This is a genomic window from Brevundimonas sp. UBA5866, from assembly GCF_002432125.1.
Taxonomy (GTDB): domain Bacteria; phylum Pseudomonadota; class Alphaproteobacteria; order Caulobacterales; family Caulobacteraceae; genus Brevundimonas.
Window position 1 is genome coordinate 1 of record NZ_DJFS01000067.1, and the last position, 23,816, is coordinate 23,816.

Sequence of the window (23,816 nt, forward strand, 5' to 3'; positions counted from 1 at the left end):
TGGTCGCTCTGTGCAGCAGCGCATGGAACAACCGTCAGCTGCTGCATCGGCTCGCCTTTGATGTCTCGAACTATTACCGAATTGGGATGACGGACACCGTGCCAAAAGCCAGGGCGGTGGCCCGGCTGCGTAGCGATGTGGCGTTGCTCAATAACTGGTCTCGTAACGGTGAGCCGCTGCGCTACGGGCTGGGGCTGTATCGGGGGGAGCGGCTGCGCCCTGCACGACTAGCTGCCATTCAGACATACGTTCCGCCACCGCCTCCACCGCCGCCCCCACCCATTCCGGGCAGCAGCGCGGGCGAGTACACGCGCAACTGGGGCGTAGCCGGTTCCAACGTCTACGCCGCATGGCAGGCCGGTGCGACCGGCCGCGGGGTGACCGTCGCGGTTGTCGACAGCGGCATTGACATGGACCACCCCGACCTGTCCGCCAACATCTCGCCCCTTTCAACCGATGTGGTTGTCGGGCGCAATTCGCCGGAAGGGCCCGACCGTCACGGCACGCGGGTGGCCAGCTTCATCGCCTCGCCGTTCAACGGCCGCGGGACGGTTGGCGTGGCCTTCAACGCGAGCATCATGTCCATCCGCGCCGATGTTTCGGACTGCGCCAAAGAAGATCAGGAGTTCTGCTTCAGATCCGCCGATCTGGTACGCTCCATCGACTATGCCATCGCCAATGGCGCCAAGATCGTGAACATGTCGCTCGGCGGCGAGGGGCAGCTGGGATCAGCCTTCGAGGCCGCCCTGAAACGGGGCGTCGATGCGGGCATCATCTTTGCCATCGCCGCCGGCAACGAAGCCGGAGACAATCCCGAGTGGCCCGGTCGCTATGCGTCCGATCCCCGCTTTGCCGGATCGATTATTGTGGTCGGTGCGCACGGTCAGAACGGGGCTATGGCGTCCTTTTCGAACAAGGCGGGCGTTAGCCAGAACGTCTATATCTCTGCCCCCGGTTCCGATGTGATCGGGGACTGTGACGATACAAGCTGCTGGCGCCTGGGGGGCACCTCGTTCGCCAGCCCCGTCGTGGCCGGGGCTATGGCCCTGCTGAAAGAAGCCTTCCCCAACCTGACGGGCCGCGAGATCGTCGAGATCATCCTGCGCACGGCCAGCGATGCCGGTGACACCGGCACCGATACGACATGGGGGCGTGGCAAACTGGATATTGCCGCCGCCTTCCGTCCGATCGGCCAGACCTCTACCCCCTCCGCGACAGGCGCAACCGCCATTGGTCTGGGGACCACGCCCGGCACCTGGCTGGGCGGGCCGTTCGGCGATGCCATGCAACGTACCGGCAGCATGGCCACCATCGCCTATGACGAATACGAGCGTCTGTTCAAGGTGAATGCCGCCGACGTCTACCGTTCGGCACCGCGCCGCAGCTACCAGCCGGAAACGCCGCGACCGATGGCGCAATCCACGGTGGCGGCGCTTGGTCCCGCAGGCACCTATCTGTCGCTGGCCGCCGCTGTTCCCATGCCCGAACCGGAGCCTGTGATTCAGCGATACGACCTTTACAGTGCCCCGTGGATGGGCACCGAAGATCGCCGCGAGGCCCTGTTCGAGGTCTCTACCAGCAATCTGTCCTTCGCCGCGTGGCAGGGCGAAGGTGGCGCGCGTTCGCCCTTCCGCACCCGTGCCGGTGACGGCTTTGCCTCCCTGGCACAGGTGGACCATGCGGTCCGCGGCGTCATGAGCTTCAACACGGGCGATAACAGCCACATCATCCTCAGTGCCGACAGCGGCTCGGGCGACCGCCGGCTGCCGCTGCAATCGCTCGAACGCGATGCGGCCACCTATGGCCGGATGGGGCTGGACTGGCGCTTTGCCAACGGTGGACTGGCCTTCAGCCTTGGTCAGGTCGAAGAGAAGATGGGTCCGCTGGGCACCTATATGCCGATGAGCTCGGATCTGGCCCTGCCCTCCAGCACACGCTTTACCGCTCTGGGTGGCGATGTACGCCTGAGCGAACGCCTTACCCTGACCGGTGAGGTCGGCATGGGGCGCACCGATATCGACGGTCGCTTCCTGTCCTTGTCCCAGGCCGCCGTTAGCTCCAGCTGGAACCTCGGACTGCAGGCCAGCTGTAAGGGATGGTGGACGGGGTGCAGCACCCTGACGTGGGAAATCAGCCAGCCCCTGCGTGTCGAAAGCGGCACCTTTGAAGCGACACTGGCCGACATCCCGCTGGATTATTTCGATCCGGTCACCTTCTCGCGCCGCCGGTTCTCGGCAGCGCCGTCGGGCCGCCAGATCGACATGTCCATGCGCAGCCTGCACGAGCTACCGGGCGGATCGGTCCTGCAGCTTGAAGCCACCGCGATCCGCGACGAACAACACCGCCGCGATGCCAAGCCGGGCTATGCCCTGATGGCCCTGTGGCGGCGGGGCTTCTAGGCCAGTTTGAGCCATAGGGGTGCCAGCCCGATGGGCCGGTCTTCGTCCGATACACCCAGTTCGGACGGGACCGGCACAGGCTCCAGACAGATGCGGATCACCAGATCTCTCGGCATCTTCAGATGGGCTGCAATCGGCATGGAGAGGTTGACCTCCATACTGTCTCCGTCACCGGTATTGTCAAAGCTCTGCTCGAAAGCCAGCACTTCGTTCAACCATACCCAGACCTTGCGGCTGGTCGTGCCGTCGGCCTGTTTCGGAACATAGAGATAGGCCGATACAGACAGCGTTTCTGCCCTTTCCCAACCGCTACCGGCGGGCAGGACAATCTCGCCGAAGGGCGGCAGGCTCCACGGCGCGATCTCATTGGCAGGGGTCCAGCCCTGTGTCATCAAGGCGTGACCGGCTGCCCCCTGGGCAAAGTTGATCTGCGGTGTTTGGCTGAAATCCAGTTCCAGCGCCTTCATGCGCCGGTCGATCTCGGCCACAGCCTGATCCAGGGCCTTGCTGGCCGCCTGCAGTTCCGCGCGGGCCAGATGACGGGCGGGCACGGCACTGTCCGGATCGGGACGTGCACGGTTCCTCTGCCGCGCCAGATCAATCCAGTCCTGGCGGTCGAATCCGACGGGGTGCGCGGGGACGGCATGACCCTTGGCCGCATCATGGGCGATGGCCCGTTGCCAGATGGACGGGCGCACCGTGAACGGACAGGCGGCCAGCATCGGCACCAATGCCGGTAAACGCTGGCGCTTGCCCTGCGCTTCCCACCACAGACGGCCCTGTTCGAGGGTTTGATTGAACTCGCAGTCGATACCCAGCAAGGCGCAGAAATCCTGCCATTTGAAGGGAATATCGACCTCGCCGTAGTCCCAGAAGGCGAAGGGGGTGCCAAAGGCGCTGGCGATGATCGCCCCGTGCAGAGAGGCGGTGAACAGGAAATCGACCGAGGCGATCTGGTCGAACAACCGCTCCAGCTCTTCAAACGAGGCAACCGAGGCGCTGAGGGCCACATCGGCTCCCACCGTCCGGCGAAACTCCTCGCTGCGATCCCGCGCAAACACATGCACCATAGAGGCCGTCTTGCCTGCCAGCGCCTCTATCTTTTGCGGTGTGTGCAGCAAGGGCACCAGATAGCCGGGATCACCCAGCGGCGTGTCATCCGGAAGTTCCAGCAGCTGTCGCGTCAAGGGGCCGCGCACCCCCCAGATATCGCTTCGCGCCCTGCGGTCCGGCGACAGGCCGTTCTCGTCGCGGGCCCCACAGCACCAGAAGGCGACGCGGGCCTCGTCGGGCAATCCGTTCAGGTCGAAATCGACCAAGGCATCACTGAGGGCGCTGCCGATCAGCCGGTATTGGGAGGCCCAGACGAAAGGCTCGACCAGCATCCGCTCGACAAAATATTCCGTCAGATAGTCCCCGAAATTATAGGCCTGCGCACCGCGCGTATAATACGAAATTCTTTTGTCGATCTCTTCGGCCAACGCGGTCCCTCCCAAGGCAGCAGGCACCAAAAAGGCCTGAAGGCGATTGCTCACCCTCAGGCCTATCTTATTGTCCAGCTTATAGTCTAGCAGGAGTTATGCGCGCTCGACGCACAGGGCCACGCCCATGCCGCCGCCGACGCACAGGGTCGCCAGACCCTTCTTCGCGCCCGAACGCTTCATCTCGAACAGCAGGGTGGTCAGGATACGGGCACCCGAGGCACCGACCGGGTGACCGATGGCGATGGCGCCGCCGTTGACGTTCACCTTGGCCGGATCGAGGTTCAGTTCCTTGACCACGCACAGCGACTGGGCGGCAAAAGCTTCGTTCGACTCGATCAGGTCCAGGTCCTCGACCTTCCAGCCCGCCTTCTCCAGAGCGCGGGTCGAGGCCGGGATCGGGCCGGTGCCCATGATGGCCGGATCGACACCTGCGGTCGCCCACGAGGCGATGCGGGCCAGCGGCTCCAGACCGCGCTTGGCCGCTTCTTCAGCCGACATCAGCACCAGAGCGGCCGCACCGTCGTTGATACCCGAGGCGTTACCGGCGGTGACCGAGCCATCCTTGGTGAAGGCCGGACGCAGCTTGGCCATGGCCTCCAGCGTGGCGCCGTGGCGGATGTATTCGTCCTGATCGACAACCACATCGCCCTTGCGGCTCGGCACGGTCACCGGAACGATTTCATCGGCGAACTTGCCAGCCTTCTGCGCCGCCTCGGCCTTGTTCTGGCTGGCGACAGCGAACTGGTCCTGCTCGTCGCGGGTCAGGCCCCACTTCTCGACGATGTTCTCGGCGGTCTGGCCCATGTGGTAGCCGTGGAAGGCATCCAGCAGACCATCGCGGAGCATGTGGTCCTCAAGGGTGACGGCACCCATCTTGTGGCCGTTACGCAGGACCTGCAGGTGCGGTGCCTGCGACATGGATTCCTGACCGCCGACGACGACGATGTTGGCATCGCCCTGTGCCACCTGCTGGTAGCCGAGGGCCACAGCGCGCAGGCCCGAGCCGCACAGCTGGTTCAGCGACCATGCGGCGGCTTCCTTGCGGATACCGGCATTGATCGAGGCCTGACGGGCCGGACCTTGGCCTGCACCGGCTTGCAGCACCTGACCGAGGATGACCTCGTCAACCTCGTCACCCGAGACGCCAGCACGCTCCAGCGCGCCCTTGATAGCGACTTCGCCCAGCTTGGAGGCCGGAAGCGACGACAGCGAACCGAGGAAGGAGCCGACCGGCGTGCGGGCGGCGGAAACGATGACGACGTCTTTCACAATATTCACTCCCAAAGGATTTTTTCCGTCTTCGCACATGCAGCATTCTGCGTGCAAGTTAGGCTTGAGTGTTAGCTGATTTCACACCGCTTACGCGGCATCGTCATTTTCCCGCCCCTATGATGTTGAACGGTGATCGCGCTGGCGGGTTTATAGATCTGTAACCGCGTAGCAGCCCGAACGGATGTGTCGCATGACCCCTAAGCCCAACCTCTTGAACCGCCTTGGCCGCCACATGATGAAGGCCGACGAGCTGGACATGGAAGAACACTATGCCAGCCGCGCTGAAAAGCTGGCTGATCTGTGGGTGCATCTGGTCGGTCTTATTGCGGCACTGGTCGGTGCGGGCGTTCTGGCGACTCTGGCCGGTATCTATTCGGGTATCGGGGCCCTTGCGGCGACCCTTCTCTACAGCCTGTGCCTGATCGGCATGCTGACGGCCTCGACCATCTACAACCAGACCCATCCCTGCGCGGCGCGTCCAGTGCTTCGCCGTCTGGACGAAGCCTTCATCTTTTTGATGATCGCAGGCTCCTACACCCCGATCACGACCCAGCGCTTTGAAGGTTCGCTTTCGATCGGCTTTACCCTGCTGGTCTGGGCGATCGGTCTGGGCGGTGCCTTTGCCAAGATGTTCGTGCCGCGCCTGTCGGACGTATTCTGGTCGTGCGTCTATGTGCTGTTCGGCTGGCTGATCGTGTTTGCCATCAAGCCGATGATCGACACCGTATCGCCGGTGGCACTGGGCCTGCTGGTGGCGGGTGGCGTCACCTATACGGTCGGGGTGCTGTTCTTCATCAACCGCGCGCTGAAGTTCCGCCGCGCCATCTGGCACAGCTTTGTCGTTGCGGGCGCAGGCATGCACTGGGCCGCCATTCTGATCGGCGTGGTGCTGGCCCCCAATTTCGGCTGAGCATCGACTTCACCACAGTTTGAAAAACGAGACTCGCCTTAGCGCCCGCAATGCGTGATGGTGTGCTGCACAACAAAACGCGAGAACAAGCGTGGCAGACAAGTCTTCAGAGGGTGGAAATTCGATGGGTACCGTCGTCATCAAGAAGTACGCCAACCGTCGTCTCTACAACACGGCATCCAGCAGCTATGTGACGCTGGACGATCTGGCCCATATGGTCCGTCAGGGGGTAGAGTTTGTCGTCTATGACGCCAAGACCAACGACGACCTGACCCGCCAGATTCTGACCCAGATCATTTTCGAACAGGAAAACCGAGGCGAGGCCCTGCTGCCCGTTCAATTCCTGCGCCAGCTGATCGGCTTCTACGGCGACAAGATGCAGGCGGTACTGCCGTCGTATCTGGAAATGTCGCTGGACCATTTCACCCGCCAGCAGGACGAACTGCGCCAGCAGTTCACACGCGCCTTTGCCCAGACACCGGGCGGTTCGTTGATGGAAGAGGCCGCCCGTCAGAACATGGCCATGTTCGAGCGCGCCATGCGGATGTTCCCCGCCTTTGGCTATGGGGCCGCACAAACCCCGTCCGAACCCCAGGCCAAGACCGAGGCCGAGCCTGCGGCTGCTGACGATCTCACCGAGATGAAGAAGCAGATGGAAGCCATGCGGGCCCAGTTGGACAGGCTGTCAAAAGCTTCGGGGCAATAGGATGAGCCCTCCCATCGATCCCATCTCTGCGACGGGAGCCGTGGGCCCGACAGCCGTCAATGCCGTCGATCCCGTGGCGGACCGCAAGGGCGACCGCCGCCGTGGCGACCGCAGAAAGCCCGACGTTTCCAAGGCCCTCGTTCCCACCGGGGAAAAGCCCTCGGCAAAGCCTGCCTCGGTACCACCGCCACCACCGGCGGCCTTTGCCGCCCAGGTTCTGGGTCAGCCCGGCAGGAAACGCGGTTTGAAGGGCGGCCCCGAGGTGCTGGACACCGCCCGCAGCACCTATCTAAGTCGAGAATATTCAGGGACTAAAGACCGGCGACCGTCACCAGGCATCCGCAAGGCCACGGAAATCTAGGCCTCAGGCATCGTGCTTGCTTCGCGCAGGGCGAACCTTGCCGGAGCCCTAAATGTCTTCACTCTACCAGCCCTTGCTGCGCCTGACAGAACTGCTGCTGGTCAGCACCATTTTCCTGGCGTTCAGCTAGGCGGAATACTCGTCGATACGGCCCGGTGACCGGCAACGCGACTTGAGCCAGATCACACCCATCAGGTCCGAGATCGACGCCTTGAGGCGTCCCCAGTTGGTGTATTTGGACCGTCCCGTCTCGCGGTGGCGGTGATCCACATCCCGATACAGGTTGCGATAGCCCTCGCGGATCATCAGCGCGGGCAGATAGCGGTGCATGTGATCGAAATACGGTAGGCGCAAAAAGGCCTCCCGACGGAAAACCTTCAGCCCGCAACCGGTGTCATCCGCATCATCATGCAACAGCTTCTTGCGAATACGGTTGGCCCAGAGCGAGGCCCTGCGTTTGGCCTCGCTATCCTGACGCCGGGCGCGGCGACCGCCGACCAGACCGACATCCGCAGGCGCGGCCACAAGCATGTCCACCAGACCCGGCGCATCGTGCGGAGGGTTCTGCCCGTCGCCGTCGAGGGTGACGATAATGCCGCCCCGCGCCGCCAGCACCCCCGTGCGAACGGCACGCGACTGCCCCGCATTCCGCCCGTGCGACAGGACCCGAAGCATGGGCAGCTCCTGTGTCGCCGCACGAAGCAGGCTCAGGGTGTCGTCCTTGCTGGCATCATCGACAAAGATCATCTCGAAGTGACGACCCTCGAACGCCGTGGCGATATCGCGCGCCAGCGTGACCGCAGCCCCCGCTTCGTCATGTACGGGTACAACCACCGAGACGAGTGTTTCATCGGCGAAATCAGGCGACGACGGCGTCGGGGCGGATCGGGTCATGTGTTGGATGTACCTCAAGATTCCGCGATGCGATACGTCCCCTTTCACAGCCCCGATTCACAGGTTGAAGCTATTGCACGGCAAAAGCTTTCACCCTTTGATCGACGCGTGATACGAGTATCGCCATGACGCGTCCCAACCTGGATCGATTTATCGCCGGATGGCGCGGCCCCGCGCTGGCTGCCCTGTTGACCCTGATCGCGGGTTTGCCGGGTCTGCTGCTGCTGCCGCCGCTAGACCGTGACGAGGCGCGATTCGCGCAAGCCTCGTCGCAAATGCTGGAAAGCGGCGACTTCGTTGACATCCGTTATCAGGATCAGCCCCGCTGGAAAAAGCCGGTCGGTATCCACTGGATGCAGGCTGCTGTGGTCGGCACGATTTCGGATCCGGCTGACCGGGCCATCCAGCCCTACCGGATACCGTCCCTTCTGGGGGCCATGCTGGCGGCCTGGGCGATCGCATGGCTGTCTGGCGTGGCCCTGGGCCAACGCGCCGGTTTTCTGGCCGGCGCGATACTGGGTACGACCTTCCTGCTGTCCACCGAAGCCGGTATCGCCAAAACCGATGCCATGCTGTGCGGGCTGACCACTCTGGCGCTGGCCGCTATGGGGCGGATCTATCTGTCTGTCCGTAACGGGGAAAATACCGAGAGAGCACACAAGCTGTTGTTCTGGCTGGCCGTCGGACTGTCCATTCTGATCAAGGGCCCCATCGGGCCGATGGTCATACTGCTGACGATGGTATCCCTGTCGATATGGGACCGCGACATTCGCTGGATCGGCAGATTGGGATGGGGCTGGGGGCTTCCGGTTCTGGCCCTGATCATCGGTCCGTGGGCGATTGCGATAACCATCGCAACCGATGGCGGTTTCTGGCGGCAGGCGCTGGGCGGCGATCTGGCCCCCAAACTGGTTGGCGCACACGAAAGCCACGGGGCACCGTTCGGCACCTATCTGGCGCTGGCCCCGATACTTCTTTTCCCGGCCACCCTGCTGCTGCCTGCCGCGGTGGCGACCGCATGGAAGCAACGGCAGGCGTCGATCATCCGCTTTGCCGTTTGCTGGTTGGTACCGGCATGGCTGGTGTTTGAGCTGGCTCCCACCAAACTGGCGCACTACACCCTGCCGACCTTCGGGGCCCTGGCCATACTCATGGCCGCCGCCTTGACCCAACCCCTGAGCCGGTTCACCCGCTGGTCCGGTGCCGCACTGGGCCTGCTGGTGGCCGTGGCGATCAGCTTCATAGTTTTGTACGGCCTGACCGAGTTCGGCCGTTCGACCGCCCAGACATGGGCCAATGTCACCATCGTCTGTCTGGTCATGGCCGCAGCCATCGGTGGCTTCATGCTGGTCAACCGCGCCGCCGTGACCGCCGTGCTGGCCGCCATATGTTTCGGTGTCATCGGCCATGCGGCCCTGGCCGGTACGCTTCGTCAGCTCAAGCCGCTGTCCGTGGCACCGCAACTGGTCGAGAAGATGAAGCTCGCCGGCGTCCTTCCGGCACAGGGTCGCCTGCCCGGCCCGATCGCCATTACCGGCTTCCACGAGCCCAGCTTTGTGTTCCTGACGGGCCGCGAGACCCAGCTGACAGACGGCCAAGGAGCGGCCAAGGCTCTGGCAGAGGGCCGTCCGGTCGTGGTCGAAGCGCGTGACGACCGGGCCTTCCGCACGGCGCTGGCCGAGTTGGGCGGTTCTGGACGCGCCGTTGGCGAGGTGCGCGGCCACAACTATTCCAACGGCGAGGATGTGCGCCTGACCATCTATTCGCCGATCACCAGCGAACCCCAGGATTCCCCCCGTCCATGACCCGTCGTTTCATCGAAATCGTGGAGGTCGGTCCCCGCGACGGCCTTCAGAATGAAAAGACTGTTCTCAGTCCGGAAATCCGGCTGGAATTCATCCGCAGGCTCGAAGCCGCCGGTGCCCGCCGTATCGAGGCCGTCAGCTTCGTCCATCCCAAATATGTGCCCCAGATGGCCGGTGCCGAAGAGGTGATGGCCCAACTGCCCCACCACACGGGCCGCAGCCGCATCGGCCTTGTTCTGAATGGCAAGGGATATGACAGGGCGCTGGGCACGGCGGTGGACGAGGTCAATGTCTCGCTGTCTGTCAGCACCGGCTTCGGCCTGAAGAACCAGGGGCTGGCCCCGAAGGAACAGCTTCAGATGCTGGCCGACATCGTGGCCGGACGCGCCAATGCCGAAGGTGCGGGCGAGGCTGTGCCGTCCCTGTCGGCGACCCTGTCCTGCGTATGGGGCTGTCCGTTCGATGGAGAGATTTCGGTAGGCCAGGTCACGGACATGGTCGGGGCTGTGTCCGAACTCGGTCTCAAGGAGATCGCCCTGGCCGATACGATCGGCGTCGCAGACCCGTGGAGTGTAACCCGCAAGGTCGAGGCCGCACGTCAGGTCGCGGCCGACGCCAAACTCCGCCTGCACTTCCACGATACCCGCAACACCGGGCTGGCCAACGCCTATGCCGGTATCGAGGCCGGTGTCGATATTCTGGATGCCTCGGTTGGCGGTATCGGAGGTTGCCCGTTCGCACCGGGCGCGACAGGGAACCTGGCGACCGAAGATCTCGTTTACGCACTCCACCGCGGCGGGTTTGAAACGGGCTATGATCTGGATGCCCTTATCGAAACCGCTCGCTGGATCGGCAACCACCTCAATCGCCCCGTTCCCAGTGCGCTTTCGCGTGCCGGTGCGTGGGGCCAACGCGACTGATATCCCGCGCGATGATCACAGCCTGTATCGACGGCTTCAACCTGGCCATGCCTCATGGCACCGGCATCGCCACCTATGGCCACACTCTTCTCGAAGGGATCGCCAGCATGGGTGCGCGTGGGCAGGTGCTCTATGGCCCATCCGTCCCGCGCCAGGAAACGGCGGTGATGGACGAGGTGGCCGTGATCGCCAGCAGCAACCGCTCGGCCAAGGGCGGGTTCAAGCGCGCCATCGGCACCCGTCTAGCCCGGTTCGGACGCACCGCCCATCCCGTCATTCCCTCGGATCAGGTCATCTGGCCCACGGACGGCATGCGTCGCCCCGCAGCGCACAGCTATTGGCTGGCCCAGGAAATCTATTACCTCGCCAACCGCGCTTATAGCCAATATGGCACGGTCACACCTGTCCGCTTCGATCCGTCAGGCACGCCCATACCGGTTCCGGATGTCGTGCACTGGACCTGTCCGCTGCCGCTGCACGCACCGCAGGCCGTCAATATTCTGACGGTGCATGACATCATTCCGCTGAAACTGCCCCACACCACCAAGGAGCAGAAGCCGGCCTACTATCGACAGCTCATAGCCAGCTGCGAACGGGCCGACCACATTATCTGCGTGTCCGAACACACCAAGCGCGACCTGATGCAGGTCTGCCTGCTTCCGGAGCAGAAGGTGTCGGTCACCTATCAGCCGGTGATACAGCCCGATATGGGCGACGCAGAAGCCGATGCCGACTGGCTGGCCACCAACCTTGGCCTTGAACCGGACGGTTTCTTCCTGTTTTACGGCGCCATCGAGCCCAAGAAAAACCTTGGCCGCATCGTCGAGGCCTATCTGGAAAGCCGCAGCCAGACACCGCTGGTCATCGTCGGCGGCCGTTCATGGCTGGACGAATATGAAACCGGCCTGTTGAATGGCGTACAGGAGCATGGGCGCAGCCGCATCATCAAGCTGGACTACATGCCGCGCTCGGTGCTGGACCGCCTGATCCGCACCGCCCGCGCGACACTGTTTCCTTCCCTATATGAAGGTTTCGGTCTTCCGGCGCTGGAATCTATGGCCGTGGGGACGCCTGTGCTGGCTTCGACGGGTCACGCACTGGAAGAAGTCGTCGGCGAGGCCGGGATTCTTGTCGATCCTTATGATCCCGATGCCATTCGCCAGGCCATCACGGCGCTTGATACTGACAACGATTTACGTACACACCTGAAAGTATTGGGACCACGCAGGGCCAATATGTTCTCGGCAGAGAAATACCAGCAACGACTGGAAACCGTTTATCGCACGGTTGGTTTGCTGTAATCGTGGCGAACTGGAAGTCGAGCACCTAGGGCGAAATGCAACAAGTCCAAAGCCAGGGGGAGGTCATTCGGAAGCGACGCCGTTCGCCTCTGTACTCTCTCTATCGCAGCACTATAGAGCTTGGCCGTACTCTGTACGCCTTGATCATGCGCGAGATGATGACCCGCTATGGCCGCGAAGGTATCGGCTTTTTCTGGCTGATCGCCGAACCACTGGCCTTCTGTCTGGCCGTTATCGCACTGTGGTCGGCGATCAAGCCCGACTATGAATTCGGTATCCGCGTCGCCCCGTTCACCATGAGCGGCTATATGTGCCTGCTGGTGATCCGACATCTGGTGACGCACTCCCTGCATGCCCTTCAGGCGAACACCGGACTGTTGTTCCACCGCAAGGTGCGACCGCTGCACATCTATATCTCACGGGCGATTCTGGAGGTTCTGGGCTCTACCCTCGCCTTCTTCATCGTCTATGTGCTGCTGCTGGCACTCGGACAGGTTGACCTGCCCAAGGATTGGCTGCTGCTCTATGCGGGCTGGTTCATTCTGGCCTGGGTTTCATTCGGCTTTGCATTGGTGCTGGCGGCGCTGTCCATCCGCTTCGATGCCGTCGAACGATTGAACAACCTGCTGCTCTACATCATGATCCCGCTGTCCGGTGCATTCGTCATGGCAGAGTACGTGCCGGTTTCGTATCGCGAATACTTCCTGTACATCCCCTTCCCCCACGCTATTGAAATGGTTCGGGCCGGTATATGGGGCGAGTTTATCAAAACCCACTACACGCCGTGGTATCCGATTGCCTTCGGCGGTGTGTTGATCCTCATTGGCCTCGCTATGCTGAACATGTTCAGCAACCACATCGAAACTGAGTGATGCATGTCTGACCAAGCTGAAATCCGCTTCCTAGAGCCGCTGGATCAGACGCGCGTCCAAAAGCGCAAGGTGCGCTGGTGGCAAAAGCCTGTTCTGCTGGCTGCGCTGGTCATGGTCGCTCTGCCGACCTTTGCCGCGACCGTCTATTACATGGGCATCGCCAGCGACCGCTATGTCTCCGAGACGCGGTTTGTCGTGCGCCGCGCCGGACAGACCGGGCCCAACGCCCTTGGCCTTTCCCTGGCCAGCGTAGGCCTGTCGCCGACCTCGACCGATGCGTTCATCGTGCATGAATTCACGCGCTCGCGTGCCGGTATCGACTTCCTAAAACAGCGCCACGACCTGTCCAAGATCTTCATCTCGCCCAAGGCCGACCCGCTCTCGCGCGCCGTCCGTCCGTGGCAGGAAGGTACGGGTGAAGACCTGTACAAGGGCATCCAGCGCTTCATCACTGTCGGTTACGATTCGACCACCGGCATCAGCACCCTTCGTGTCGAAGCCTTTACTCCCGAAGAAGCGCAGGCCGTGACCCAAAGCCTGCTGCTGGGCGGTGAAAAGGTCGTCAACGACATCAACATCCGCTCTTCGCAGGCGGCTATCCAAGAAGGCGAGCGCACCGTCCGCGAAGCCACCGAACGTCTGACCGCGGCCCAGAACGCCGTCACCAACTTCCGCAACCGCGAGCAGATCGTCGATCCGGAACACATGGCCAAGGCCAGCGCCGAACTGCTCGGCGGCCTGATGTCCCAGTTGGCCGGACTGGAGGCGGAACGTCGCCAGATCGCACGCGAGACGCCGCAGAGCCCGCTGCTGGCACCGCTGGACCGCCGCATTGAATCCTTCCGCCAGCAGATCGATCAGGAACGCACCAAGATCGCAGGCAACACCAATTCGCTGGCCCCCAAGATCGCCAGCTACGAAGAGTTGGTGTTCGAGCGTGACGCCGCCGCGCGCACCCTGACCGCCGCCAACCAGGCACTGGAAACCGCCCGTATCGAGGCCCGCCGCCAGCTGCTGTTCCTTGACCGCGTGGTCGAGCCGAACCTGCCGGACGCCTCGACCCAGCCGCGCCGCCTTCTGTCGATCCTGACGGTCTTCATCACCTCGCTTCTGATCTTCGCCTGTAGCTTCCTGCTGTGGGCAGGTATCCGTGAGCACCGTCACGAATGATGTCTCTTGCTTCGCAGGACACTGCCGAGCGGCTTGCACTGGATGTGCGGCAGCTCGGTAAGACCTATCCCAACGGACATCGTGTATTCCAGGACCTTAGCTTTGCTCTGAAGCCGAAGGACCGACTGGCGCTTCTGGGTCGTAACGGTCAGGGTAAATCGACGCTGATCAAGATGCTGGGCGGTGCCCTGATGCCGACCGAAGGCGTGATCAACTGGGGCTGCACGGCTTCTTGGCCCATCGGCTTCGGCGGCGGGTTTCAGGGCAGCCTGTCCGGCTACGACAACATCCGCTTTCTGGCGCGTCTGTATAACCGCGACATCGGCGAGACTCTGCATCGCGTGGATTCCTTCGCCGAGCTCGGCGAAAAGCTGAAGGTTCCGGTGCGGCACTATTCATCGGGTATGCGCGCGCGTCTGGCCTTTGGCCTGTCGCTGGCGATCGAGTTCGACTGCTACCTGATCGATGAACTGGTCGCGGTGGGTGACAGCCGCTTCCAGCGCAAATGTCAGGTCGAACTGTTCGAGCGGCGTCAGGAGCGGACCTTCATCATCGCCTCGCACGATATGCACCTGATCACTTCGCTTTGCGATCGCGCCCTCATCATCGAAAGCGGCAAGGCCAAGATGTTCGATGACATCGAGGAAGCCGTAGACGTCTATAGTTGGCTAAGAGCCGCGTAATGAACGCGCTTTCCCCCCTGGTTTTTGTTCCGGCATCCATGCATTCGGGTGCCATTGTCGAACGCCTGCAGGCCCTGGCGGCCGAGCAGTGTCTCACCGCGGAGTTTGTTGCCGAAAAGGCGACCGACGCGCTGGTCGCCGCGCCGACGGCCGATGTCTGCATCTATCAGGATATCGACTTCGACCTGCTGCACCCCGATGCGCGATGGTCCGTGGTCCTGCCACGCTCCATGCAAGACCTGATCGCCATCCATAAGCTGTTGCAGCCGGATCAGCCGGACCATTGGGCACTGACCCACGGCTCCGGCGCTGCTGCGGGTGTGTACTGGCTGCGCGAGCACGGTGCCGCGACCATCCGCTTTGACGACCTGCCGCCCGCAGAAAGCGATTTCGACCTGTCGGCCAGCACCGCCGAACTCGAGCGCCTGTACGTCCAATGGCCGCTTGAACCGGGTCAGAGCTGGGATTGGCGCGCCCCGCTGATTGCAACATCTCCTGCCTATACGCCCGATCACGAGGGCTGGGTGAACCTGACAGGACGGGCGCGGCATATTCTGGCCGGTCCGTTCATCTTCCTGATGCCGGGTATATGGAAGATCGAACTGGATCTGGATGTGGACGTTGAAACCGGCGTGCCGAGACTGGCTTTCCAATGGGGCGGTGCGGCGCTGGAGAAGACGCTTTTCACCACCCTGCTGCGCAAATCGGGGCGCTATCAGGTGTCGTTGGAAGCCAAGATCACGCGCCCGGATGCGGCCCACTGTATGGTGGCCACCGATGCCGCACAGCTGCAGGGCTTTCTGAGGCTGCGCGATATGAAGCTGACCTATCTGTCAGCCCTCTGAGCGACTAACGACCGCGCAGCCGGGCGTACAGCCGCTCTCCGGAGGCCTTGTCTTCCGACAAATCGGTGATGCTTTGTAGAGGCGAGCGCTCGCTCTCGACCAGCACATGGTCGATATGCATCCGGTCCTCGTTCATCAGGGCATAGAGGGTGGCCTCGCATCCAAAGCCTCCGGCAAACCGCTGCGCCGCATCCCCGTGCATGGAGCGCAGCATGATACAGGCCCGCTCTGCCAGACGGGTCGAGTAGACGGTGGCCGTATCCGGAGCGACCACCGCCGTCGGAGCAGCCATTCCGCTGACCAGAGCGGCCCGCACCCGTGTCAGGCCATCCGTCCCGCCCGACTGTCCGAAAAAGACGGCGCGGCCATCCTGGAACAGATAGTGTGGCGCAAGTGTCCACGGGAAGGCCTGCCCGGCTTCAAGCACAAGGAAGAAGCGGTGCGCGGCATGGGCCGACAACCCCAGATCACCTTCACCGGTGACACCGGTTATGGCGCGCAGGTCCAGACCGCCCGTCTCGACATGCTCCGGCAGCCCATAGGTCAGGCTCACAGACAGACGGTATCCCGCTGCCTGTGCCGCCCTGAGCGATATCAGGGTCACATCCAGTGCGATATCGGCATCCAGCCCCGCAGGGGCCGGACGCACGAATATCTCAAGCAGGGGCAAGGTCTCAGCCCGCATCGGTTCCCGCCGTCAGCGAGGTCACGATGCGCTGCCACTCCCCATTGAACCGCACCTCTCCCGAAACGCTCTCATAGGCCTGGCGGCCCACTTCGCGCAGCGCATCGCGGGCCTTGGGATTTTCGATCAGGCGCTTGGCCTCGTTGGCAAAGGCCGCGGCACTCTCGAAGGTCGGGATACGCGATATCACATCGCTTTCCAGCCCCCGCATCGCCACAGGCGTCGCCACGAAAGCAGCCCTTTCCTGGAAGGTTTCCAGCGTCTTGATCGAGATACCCGTGCCACGGCGGTCCGGCAGAACCGAAACCTTGCTGAGAGCGCGGATGGTCGTCAGATCCTTGACGAAACCGGCATAGAAAACGCCCATCTCGCCTTCGAACCGCTCGTACATCTTGTCGCTGAGGCGTCCGGTAATCGCCAGCCTGTAGCCCTTCGGTTGCAAGAACGGCTTATAGACCTCGGCAATGAACCAGTGGGCCGACTCGACATTGGCCGGGTGGGAATCACCCGCCAGCAGCAGGTCGAACTGGTCGATGCCCTCGTACCAGACCCCCCACCCCTCGCTCGGGATCAGGTCGCTGATACGCTTCATGGCCGGATCGGGCTTGCGCAGCGGGATATAGGGTACCAGCAAGGTCGAAGCCTTGGCCGACAGGCTCAGAATGCGGTGTTCCTCCGGCGCGACATTGATCACATGATCGAAGGTCGCAACCTCGGCCATCTCGTCCTTGAGCAAGGACGACAGAGCCGCCGGCATTTCATCACGGGCGTCGATCAAGGGCCATTTGGCCATCTGGTACGACTGGATGTCGTGCGTCTCCAGGATCATTGGACCGCCGCAGTTACGCTTGGCCCACGCACTGTGGAAGACGTGGTTCACTACCGTCAGGTCCGCCTCGCGGCAGGCCTTGGCAAGGGCAGGCTCCACGATCTCGCCGGCGGCCACACGGGACAGGTGCTGGTGGAACGGCGTCATGGCCAGATAGTCGTCACTGTCTTCCAGTGCTTCCATCCGATCCGGTGTCGTGAACATGATCCGCTGCACATTGCCGCGCGTGTAGACGGAGTTCTCGCGCAGGATCAGCCACAGGTAATCCATATTCGCCATCGGCACGATCGGCTTGTCGAACATGAAGGTCTGGATGACGAAATAACCCGCGTTCACGAAGAAACGGATCTGCGCTTCCATCGCGAAGGAGCTGCCACAGCGCCCCCATGCGGGCATGACAACGACCACAACCTTGGGGTCCGCCTCGGCGACGATCGCGGGCGAGGTCTGGCCCGCGATGACGCGCTCGACCACATCAGTTGCAAAGCGACGGCGTGCCTCGGCCATGCGGCTGTCGGAGACTTCGCCTGCCTGGGGTGATGTGCGCTGTTTCCAGACGCTGTAGATCAGTCCCGGCAGTTCGGAGACGTCTTCGTAGATGGTGATGTCGGCATATTCGGCGGTGCGTGACATGGTGGTTTCGGCAGGAACCAGACACGGCACGCCAATGACCGAACAGTCGTGCAGCACCGCGCTCACCCGCTTGGCATAGTGCTCGGCCACATAGCTGAGAACCGCCAGATCGGCTTGGGCCATTGCGCGGATGTAGTCGTCGTTGTCCTCGGTATCGACGAAGGTAACGTCATCCCCCAGCACCGCAGCGATATCACGCAGGGGACGGATGGCATTGTGGTGATAGATCACGCGCAGGTCGAGCGACAGGCCCTGCCCCTTGAACAGCGACACGGCCGCCTTCAAGGCATCGCACGTTTCGGGCTTGATATCGACGGCCCGCACCACGACGCGGAAGGGGCGGTCCTTCAGGGACGGTCCCGAACGGTTGGCCCGCAGCTCGGCCTCGGCAGCTTCGCCACCGATCGCCTGCATCATCACCCCAAGGTTGGTCAGCCCTTCGAACAGACCGCAGGGCACACCGAAAAGCTCGCTGCACTCCTCCGCCAGTTCAGGACTGGTGGCCAGCAGATAGTTGTTCTTGAACGGCGATCCCGTCCGGAGGCGCTGCGCCATGCTCCCGAAATGGGAGTAGGAATAATAGCGGTCCAGGAAGGTACGGGCGTCAGACGCCTCGGCACCGAAGTGGAACAGGAAGTGGGCATCCGCCTCGACCACCCGTTCAATGCCCAGACGCAGGCGCGCCTCTGACAGGCTCTCCATCATGGCGGGCGTGACAGTGTGGAAGAAGAGGCGGTCACCGGCCCCCAGATCCAGTTCCTCGATCAGTTCGGCCAGTGCAAGACCATAGTCATCGCGGTTGAACGGCACCGGCACATTTTGCACTCGGCGCTGCTCGGATTCCTGTGCCACACGGGCGGCTTCGCGCTTGATGGCGCGCAGGCGGCGCTCGCCCAGTTCGACAGCGGCGCGGTCATTGCGGTCCCACGCCCGTTTGATGTCCTGCTCGGCACGGTTGATCTTGCGGGTATAGCGCAGAGCCAGAGCGCGCTCGGCCGCATTCTCGGGGCTCAGCTCGTGGCGCGAGACAATCTTGTCGTGCTGGTAGAAACCATGCGTGAAGACACGATGCTCGATGATTTCGGGGTGCACTGCAGTAATGCTTGGCGAGGTACGCGCCGAAGCCAGATGGAACTCATAACCATTCGCCGCAGCCGATGCCGCGAACGCCACTGCGTACTGCCACTTGTCACCAGTGGTACCGTCAAAGCTGGGGTCCACCAGGACGAAACGAGGTTTACGAGCAGCCATGATCAGTTGTTGTCCTTGGCCCGAATATCGAAGCCGATAATTTTGAAGGGTTTCAACGCACGTTGCACCACGCGAAGTTCAACCTCGCGCTCTGCCAGCTCGATGGGCCAGTCAAAGACTACCGTCGCCGCATAGTCTCCTTCGGCGGTCGCGGCCAGTTGGGCCTCGCCAAAGGTCCTGTCCACCGAAGGGCAGAAAATATCGAAGCCCGCGTCCAGCCTGGACTTTGAGCGGTCATCCACGGCCTGCGCCCGAAGCGTCAGCGAATAACGCCCCGGCAGCAGCTTTTTGTAAGGGCCATACAGTGCCGTCTGCTGGCTGCCGCGATCCAGCTTCTGGACCAGAACGCCGTCGCCCTGTTCCTGCGCGATACCGCGACGGATTTTGAAGCCCTGAAGCGTCAGCGGGCCGCGTATGTCACCCGGCTCCAGATAGTCGCTCAGCACGGAAGGCAGCGGAATGTTGACGTAGCCGCCCTGTACCTGAAGCGCCTTTTTAAAGCCGTCCAGGATGACATCATCGGCAGGTCCGTCCTGGGCGATATGGATGCCCACCGTTTCCACGCCCGCGGTCTGCGCCGACAGTCGCGCATAGATGCGGTCGATGCGCGTCTCGTAATAATCGACGAGAGCCTGCTGGCGCACGGCGGCCATCTGCTGCTCGGCCTTCAGGACCGCAAAGTCCTGGGCCATCGCATCATAGGCGGCTTCCAGCTGACGGATGCGTCCATTGACATCCTTGGGCTTACGCGCAGCCAGTCTCTTGCGGACAAAGTTGACGACCTTGTTCCTGAAACGCGCGATTTTGCGCTTTGCCGCCTTCATAGTGTCTCCTGAAATTCAGCACGCACCAGTCGCGCAACTAGGGTTTCAATCGGGGCTACAGTCGAAGCGACAGTATCTAATGCTTGTGCCGGTTCGCGTATGGCATCCACCACCGCATCGGCGATATCCCATATCTCATATGGCTCTGACACATTGATGAAACGCCATATTCCCGTAGCCTCACGAAATGCCTGGTACCGGCTGGCGACTACGCGGATATTGTGTGTCTGCGCCGAAACAAGCGTGCCGCTCGTCTCGCCGCATGACGGATACCTTAGGTTGAACACCAGATCCGATTCGCGAATATAGCGCGCAAACTCTTCCTGAGGGGGATAGTCCACAAACTCGACATGGTCCCTGAGCCCCAGACGCATGGCCATATCAACGACATCATAGTCCGGGACAGGCGGACGTTTGCCGACAATGCGCAGCCTGACCCGCGCACGTTCGGAAGGTTTCAGGCGATCCAGGGCCAGGGCGACGCCCTTGATCACACTCGCCACCCGTTTGGGCGGCGTGACCCAGCCGAAAACACCGATGTTGAAATGATCGTCCCGGCGCGGTGCCGATACCGCCTCGCCTGCCTCTTCTTTTTCACGCGGGTGCGCGCAGACACGGATGGCGGCGCAGCGCATGCCGGTGAAATCATTCTCGTAAAGGACGCGGTTGGCACCGAAAACACTGTGGGTCCAGATTTCATCCGAACGCGAAAGGGCATTGCCCATACAGTGAACACCGAAGGATATCGCATCCGGCAGCCAGCCATTGGCATAGCCGCGCAGCAGCCCCGGTGCCAATGTCCCCAGTTGGCTGGTCATGATGTCCGAAACCCTGTCCAGCGCGAACTCTGGCTCGCCCGTGCGCATCATGTGCTCGTGAACCATGAACATCGACGGATCATGCAGAACCGAGACTACCCGCCCTTTCGCCTGTTGCGACTGGCGAGCCAGCATACGGTGCGCAAAAACGTGTTTGTCGTTGTTCGCCAGAAAATAGACGCGTGTCGTATCTCCCGGCGGATCGACCTCGACTTCGCGCCAGTCCACGACGGGTACCCCGTGCAGATGCATGGGGAAATCCCCCTTTAAACCGTCACGCATCCAGGCATCGGAATCCGTGACGATGCGAACCTGCGCCAGATCCAGCACGGCGCGGTCAAGGTTCCGGACTAAAAGGTCGAAGTAGGACGCCGTCCCCGTAATGATTGGGGGTATAGGAGTCACGAATTCAAGTGCGGGCATCCGTCATCCATAGGATATGGCGTCGTCGCGAGGAAGAACACTTGATCTCGCCGAGACGTTCTATAGACCATGATTAATATTGGACGATATTAGAAATCGCGGACCATCCACGAATCACTGCGATGTCCGACTTAGGGAAATAATAATATGTTACCTACCGTAGATAGTGTTTTTTCTCCCCTGCCTACAGACGCCGATGAGGCCCGTCTTCTCCGCCTCCGCTGTGACAGCCAGTCCCTGCACTTCTATGGTGATATCTCGCGATTCATTTCTCAGCGCGTGAAGGGTTTCCAGACCCTCAGCCTGCTGGATGTCGGCGGCCGCACCGGCATCGGAACGGCCCTACTGCGCCTGCTTCACCACCCGCTGGCCTTCACCACCCTGAAGTTCGATCCGGTCACCAGCCTTGATCTGGACCCCGATCTGCCGCGCATCGCAGGCCAAGAGTTCAAGGACATCTCTGCAGTCCAGATGAATATCTTCGATCTGGAACCCAAGAGCCACGACATCGTTGTTTGCAGCCATACGATCGAGCACGTTCCGGACATGGAGGGCTTTATCGCCCAACTGGAACGGATCGCGCGTAAGTATGTGGTTCTCGCCTGCCCTATTGATGAAAATGTCCCGCTCAGCGATGGTCACCTGCGCACCATCACCCGTGAGCATCTGGCCTCCCTCGGCTACGCAGACATTGAAGTCTACGATTCCTTCCACTTCCATAACGGCCTGGCTGGCATTGCCATGAAGGCCGTCGGCTAACTGCTATGAAGATTGTATTTATCGGCAACTGTCAGGCTCAGGCGCTCACCCAGATCACGCATTTTCTGGGACTGGGCGCAGAGCTGGTTATCGTTCCGCCGGTGTTTGATCTCGGATCTTTCAACACACCCGAGATCAAAGAGAAAATCTATTCGGCAGACGTCGTCTTCTCCCAGCGTGTGAACGACGACTACCCTGCCGAATTCGTTCGTCCGTCCGTTCTGCGTCAGGAACTCGGCGACAAGGTCGTGATCTGGCCGAACATCTATTTTGACGGCTATTTCCCGGGCGTACGATATGTGTACGCCCAGAGCGGTGCCAAGCTGACCGGCCCGCTGTCGGACTATCACTTCCTGCAGATCCAGAAGTCCTATGCCGAAGGTGCATCCGTACAGGAAGCATGGGAAGCCTTTACCAGCCCCCGGGCTTCAGAGGTCCTTCCGGCCGATCCCATCGGCGACAGCATCGCCAACCTGCGCCACCGCGAGCAGGATGTTGATGTGAAGATGTCCGACTACATCGAAGCCAACGCCTTCCGCACCAAGATGTTCTATTCGATGAACCACCCCACGGACGAAGTTCTGCTGGAGGCACTTCGTCGGATGGTCGCCCACGCCGGTATCGATCTCAAGGTGCCCGACTACGATCCGTCGCTCTTTGACGGCTATCCCTATTCTCTGAACGAGATCGACCTGCCGATCCTGCCGTTCGTACAGACCCTGTATGACATGCCGGCGTCACCGATCGGCACCATCGTCGGTCGTGAGCTCGTGTTTGACGGCACCATTCACGGTGCCGGACCCGAGCCCCAAACCTTTACAGGCGTCGAACTGATCGAGGCCTTCTACAAGGTCTACGAAAGCGCCGAAGCGGCCGATGCTGTCTTCCTTCAAGGATACGACTGACTGTGACTCCGACTGATCCGATCCGTCCGCGCGCCATCCGTGCACGTGCTCCGTTGCGTCTCGGCTTTGCCGGTGGCGGAACAGATCTGTCTCCCTTCTGCGATGACCACGGGGGCTTCGTCATGAACGCCACCGTGGCATTGTATGCCTATGCCTATCTTGAACCGCGCACCGATGGCCGCGTTCATTTCGTGGCTTTGGAACACGACCAGTCTTTCGATCACGAGGCTGTCGCCGAACTGCCGCTGTCAGGTGCAGCCCTGCTTCATCGCGGCGTCTACAACCGCATTGTGCGCGACTTCAACAACGGCCAGCCGCTGGCCGTGACCGTGCGCACCTCGGTTGACGTTCCCAGCGGTTCGGGTATGGGCGGATCGTCCGCCCTGGTGGTGGCCCTGGTCGAAGCCTATCGCAACTATCTGCGCCTGCCGCTGGGTGAGTATGATGTCGCCCGTCTCGCCTTCTCGATCGAACGCGAGGACCTGCTGCTCGCTGGCGGCAAGCAGGACCAGTATGCGGCAGCCTTCGGCGGCTTCAACTTCATGGAATTCGGCGCCAAGGGTCACGCCATCATCAACCCCTTGCGCGTGCCCGAGCGGATGGTGAACGAGCTGGAGGCCTCTCTGGTGCTCTACTACACCGGACAGGCCCGTGAATCGGCCAACATCATCGAAACCCAGCAGAAGAACATCTCGGACAACAACAAGTCCTCGCTCGACGCCATGATGCGCCTCAAAGATGAGGCTGTGGCGATGAAGGAAGCTCTGCTGACCTGCAACATCAACGCTCTGGCCGAGACGCTGCGCCGCGGTTGGGAAGCCAAGAAGGCGACCTCTTCGGCCATCAGCAACAGCGAGATCGAACGTATCCTCGAACTCTCGATGGAAGCCGGCGCGCTGGCAGGCAAGGTGTCCGGTGCAGGCGGTGGCGGCTTCCTGATGCTGGTGTGCCCGCCTCACCTTCGCCAGAAGCTGGTCGACGTGCTGGCCCGCCAACCCGGCAAGCTTTTGCCGTGCAAATTCACCCCCGAAGGTGCCATCTCCTGGCGCGCCCTGTCCTAGGCCACA

The 23,816-nt window shown here is 61.9% G+C and carries 21 protein-coding genes; 14 read left to right on the top strand and 7 right to left on the bottom strand.

Features of this window, described 5'->3' with window-relative positions; all coding sequences use genetic code 11:
- Nucleotides 1-2,399, top strand: a 2,399-nt coding sequence (locus B3H86_RS07165; protein WP_349679845.1) for a S8 family peptidase, incomplete at its 5' end; no start/stop codon positions are given.
- Here B3H86_RS07165 and B3H86_RS07170 read toward each other — a convergent pair.
- Together B3H86_RS07170 and B3H86_RS07175 are read right to left on the bottom strand one after the other, a co-directional pair.
- Entirely contained in the window at nucleotides 2,396-3,880 is a 1,485-nt protein-coding gene (locus B3H86_RS07170) for a polysaccharide pyruvyl transferase family protein (protein WP_292052382.1), read from the bottom strand. The two genes, B3H86_RS07165 and B3H86_RS07170, sit on opposite strands and share 4 nt — an antisense overlap.
- 96 nt (nucleotides 3,881-3,976) lie before the next feature.
- Nucleotides 3,977-5,152 (bottom strand): acetyl-CoA C-acetyltransferase, encoded by a 1,176-nt coding sequence (locus B3H86_RS07175; protein ID WP_292052384.1) that lies wholly within the window; start codon nucleotides 5,150-5,152, stop codon nucleotides 3,977-3,979.
- Between the two features lie 193 nt (nucleotides 5,153-5,345).
- Here B3H86_RS07175 and trhA point away from each other — a divergent pair, with 193 nt between their 5' ends.
- From trhA to B3H86_RS07190, 3 genes are all read left to right on the top strand, one after another.
- Nucleotides 5,346-6,065, top strand: a complete 720-nt coding sequence (gene trhA / locus B3H86_RS07180; RefSeq protein WP_292052386.1) for a PAQR family membrane homeostasis protein TrhA — start codon at nucleotides 5,346-5,348, stop codon at nucleotides 6,063-6,065.
- A 91-nt stretch (nucleotides 6,066-6,156) separates the two neighbouring features.
- Nucleotides 6,157-6,771 (top strand): polyhydroxyalkanoate synthesis repressor PhaR, encoded by a 615-nt coding sequence (phaR, locus tag B3H86_RS07185; RefSeq protein ID WP_414632840.1) that lies wholly within the window; start codon nucleotides 6,157-6,159, stop codon nucleotides 6,769-6,771.
- A 1-nt stretch (nucleotide 6,772) separates the two neighbouring features.
- Nucleotides 6,773-7,132, top strand: coding sequence for a hypothetical protein (locus B3H86_RS07190; protein ID WP_312821177.1), 360 nt, complete (start codon nucleotides 6,773-6,775; stop codon nucleotides 7,130-7,132).
- A gap of 126 nt (nucleotides 7,133-7,258) precedes the next feature.
- Here B3H86_RS07190 and B3H86_RS07195 read toward each other — a convergent pair whose 3' ends face one another.
- Entirely contained in the window at nucleotides 7,259-8,026 is a 768-nt protein-coding gene (locus B3H86_RS07195; protein WP_292052388.1) for a glycosyltransferase family 2 protein, read from the bottom strand.
- Between the two features lie 125 nt (nucleotides 8,027-8,151).
- Between B3H86_RS07195 and B3H86_RS07200 the strand changes: the two genes are divergently transcribed.
- From B3H86_RS07200 to B3H86_RS07230, 7 genes are read left to right on the top strand one after another with little or no spacing between them, the layout of a single operon-like run.
- The gene (locus B3H86_RS07200; RefSeq protein WP_292052390.1) at nucleotides 8,152-9,831 is read left to right on the top strand and encodes an ArnT family glycosyltransferase; all 1,680 of its coding nucleotides are present in this window, start codon (nucleotides 8,152-8,154) and stop codon (nucleotides 9,829-9,831) included.
- A complete protein-coding gene (locus B3H86_RS07205; RefSeq protein ID WP_292052392.1) occupies nucleotides 9,828-10,751 on the top strand; it encodes a hydroxymethylglutaryl-CoA lyase in 924 nt (307 codons plus the stop codon). Before B3H86_RS07200 ends, B3H86_RS07205 begins: the two co-directional genes overlap by 4 nt.
- Nucleotides 10,752-10,762: 11 nt before the next feature.
- Entirely contained in the window at nucleotides 10,763-12,052 is a 1,290-nt protein-coding gene (locus B3H86_RS07210; protein WP_292052394.1) for a glycosyltransferase family 4 protein, read from the top strand.
- 35 nt (nucleotides 12,053-12,087) lie between these two features.
- Nucleotides 12,088-12,924 (top strand): ABC transporter permease, encoded by an 837-nt coding sequence (locus B3H86_RS07215; RefSeq protein WP_292052396.1) that lies wholly within the window; start codon nucleotides 12,088-12,090, stop codon nucleotides 12,922-12,924.
- Between the two features lie 3 nt (nucleotides 12,925-12,927).
- Complete coding sequence (locus B3H86_RS07220) at nucleotides 12,928-14,094, top strand: chain-length determining protein (protein ID WP_292052398.1); 1,167 nt, start codon at nucleotides 12,928-12,930, stop codon at nucleotides 14,092-14,094.
- A complete protein-coding gene (locus tag B3H86_RS07225; RefSeq protein ID WP_292052400.1) occupies nucleotides 14,091-14,777 on the top strand; it encodes an ABC transporter ATP-binding protein in 687 nt (228 codons plus the stop codon). The genes B3H86_RS07220 and B3H86_RS07225 overlap by 4 nt, the downstream gene beginning before the upstream one ends.
- Nucleotides 14,777-15,622 (top strand): hypothetical protein, encoded by an 846-nt coding sequence (locus tag B3H86_RS07230; protein WP_292052402.1) that lies wholly within the window; start codon nucleotides 14,777-14,779, stop codon nucleotides 15,620-15,622. Before B3H86_RS07225 ends, B3H86_RS07230 begins: the two co-directional genes overlap by 1 nt.
- A gap of 4 nt (nucleotides 15,623-15,626) precedes the next feature.
- Here the strand turns inward: B3H86_RS07230 and B3H86_RS07235 are convergent, their stop codons facing one another.
- From B3H86_RS07235 to B3H86_RS07250, 4 genes are read right to left on the bottom strand one after another with little or no spacing between them, the layout of a single operon-like run.
- Nucleotides 15,627-16,307, bottom strand: coding sequence for a hypothetical protein (locus tag B3H86_RS07235; protein ID WP_292052403.1), 681 nt, complete (start codon nucleotides 16,305-16,307; stop codon nucleotides 15,627-15,629).
- Nucleotides 16,297-19,020 (bottom strand): glycosyltransferase, encoded by a 2,724-nt coding sequence (locus B3H86_RS07240; RefSeq protein ID WP_292052405.1) that lies wholly within the window; start codon nucleotides 19,018-19,020, stop codon nucleotides 16,297-16,299. The genes B3H86_RS07235 and B3H86_RS07240 overlap by 11 nt, the downstream gene beginning before the upstream one ends.
- Nucleotides 19,021-19,022: 2 nt before the next feature.
- Nucleotides 19,023-19,844, bottom strand: coding sequence for a hypothetical protein (locus B3H86_RS07245; protein WP_292052407.1), 822 nt, complete (start codon nucleotides 19,842-19,844; stop codon nucleotides 19,023-19,025).
- Nucleotides 19,841-20,992, bottom strand: a complete 1,152-nt coding sequence (locus B3H86_RS07250; protein WP_292052409.1) for a glycosyltransferase — start codon at nucleotides 20,990-20,992, stop codon at nucleotides 19,841-19,843. Before B3H86_RS07250 ends, B3H86_RS07245 begins: the two co-directional genes overlap by 4 nt.
- A gap of 372 nt (nucleotides 20,993-21,364) precedes the next feature.
- On the opposite strand from B3H86_RS07250, the gene B3H86_RS07255 reads away from it, so the two are divergent.
- From B3H86_RS07255 to B3H86_RS07265, 3 genes are read left to right on the top strand one after another with little or no spacing between them, the layout of a single operon-like run.
- Nucleotides 21,365-21,844 (top strand): class I SAM-dependent methyltransferase, encoded by a 480-nt coding sequence (locus tag B3H86_RS07255; protein ID WP_292052411.1) that lies wholly within the window; start codon nucleotides 21,365-21,367, stop codon nucleotides 21,842-21,844.
- Between the two features lie 5 nt (nucleotides 21,845-21,849).
- A complete protein-coding gene (locus B3H86_RS07260) occupies nucleotides 21,850-22,749 on the top strand; it encodes a WcbI family polysaccharide biosynthesis putative acetyltransferase (RefSeq protein WP_292052412.1) in 900 nt (299 codons plus the stop codon).
- A gap of 2 nt (nucleotides 22,750-22,751) precedes the next feature.
- Nucleotides 22,752-23,810, top strand: a complete 1,059-nt coding sequence (locus B3H86_RS07265) for a dehydrogenase (protein ID WP_292052414.1) — start codon at nucleotides 22,752-22,754, stop codon at nucleotides 23,808-23,810.
- The last annotated feature ends 6 nt before the right edge of the window (nucleotides 23,811-23,816 follow it).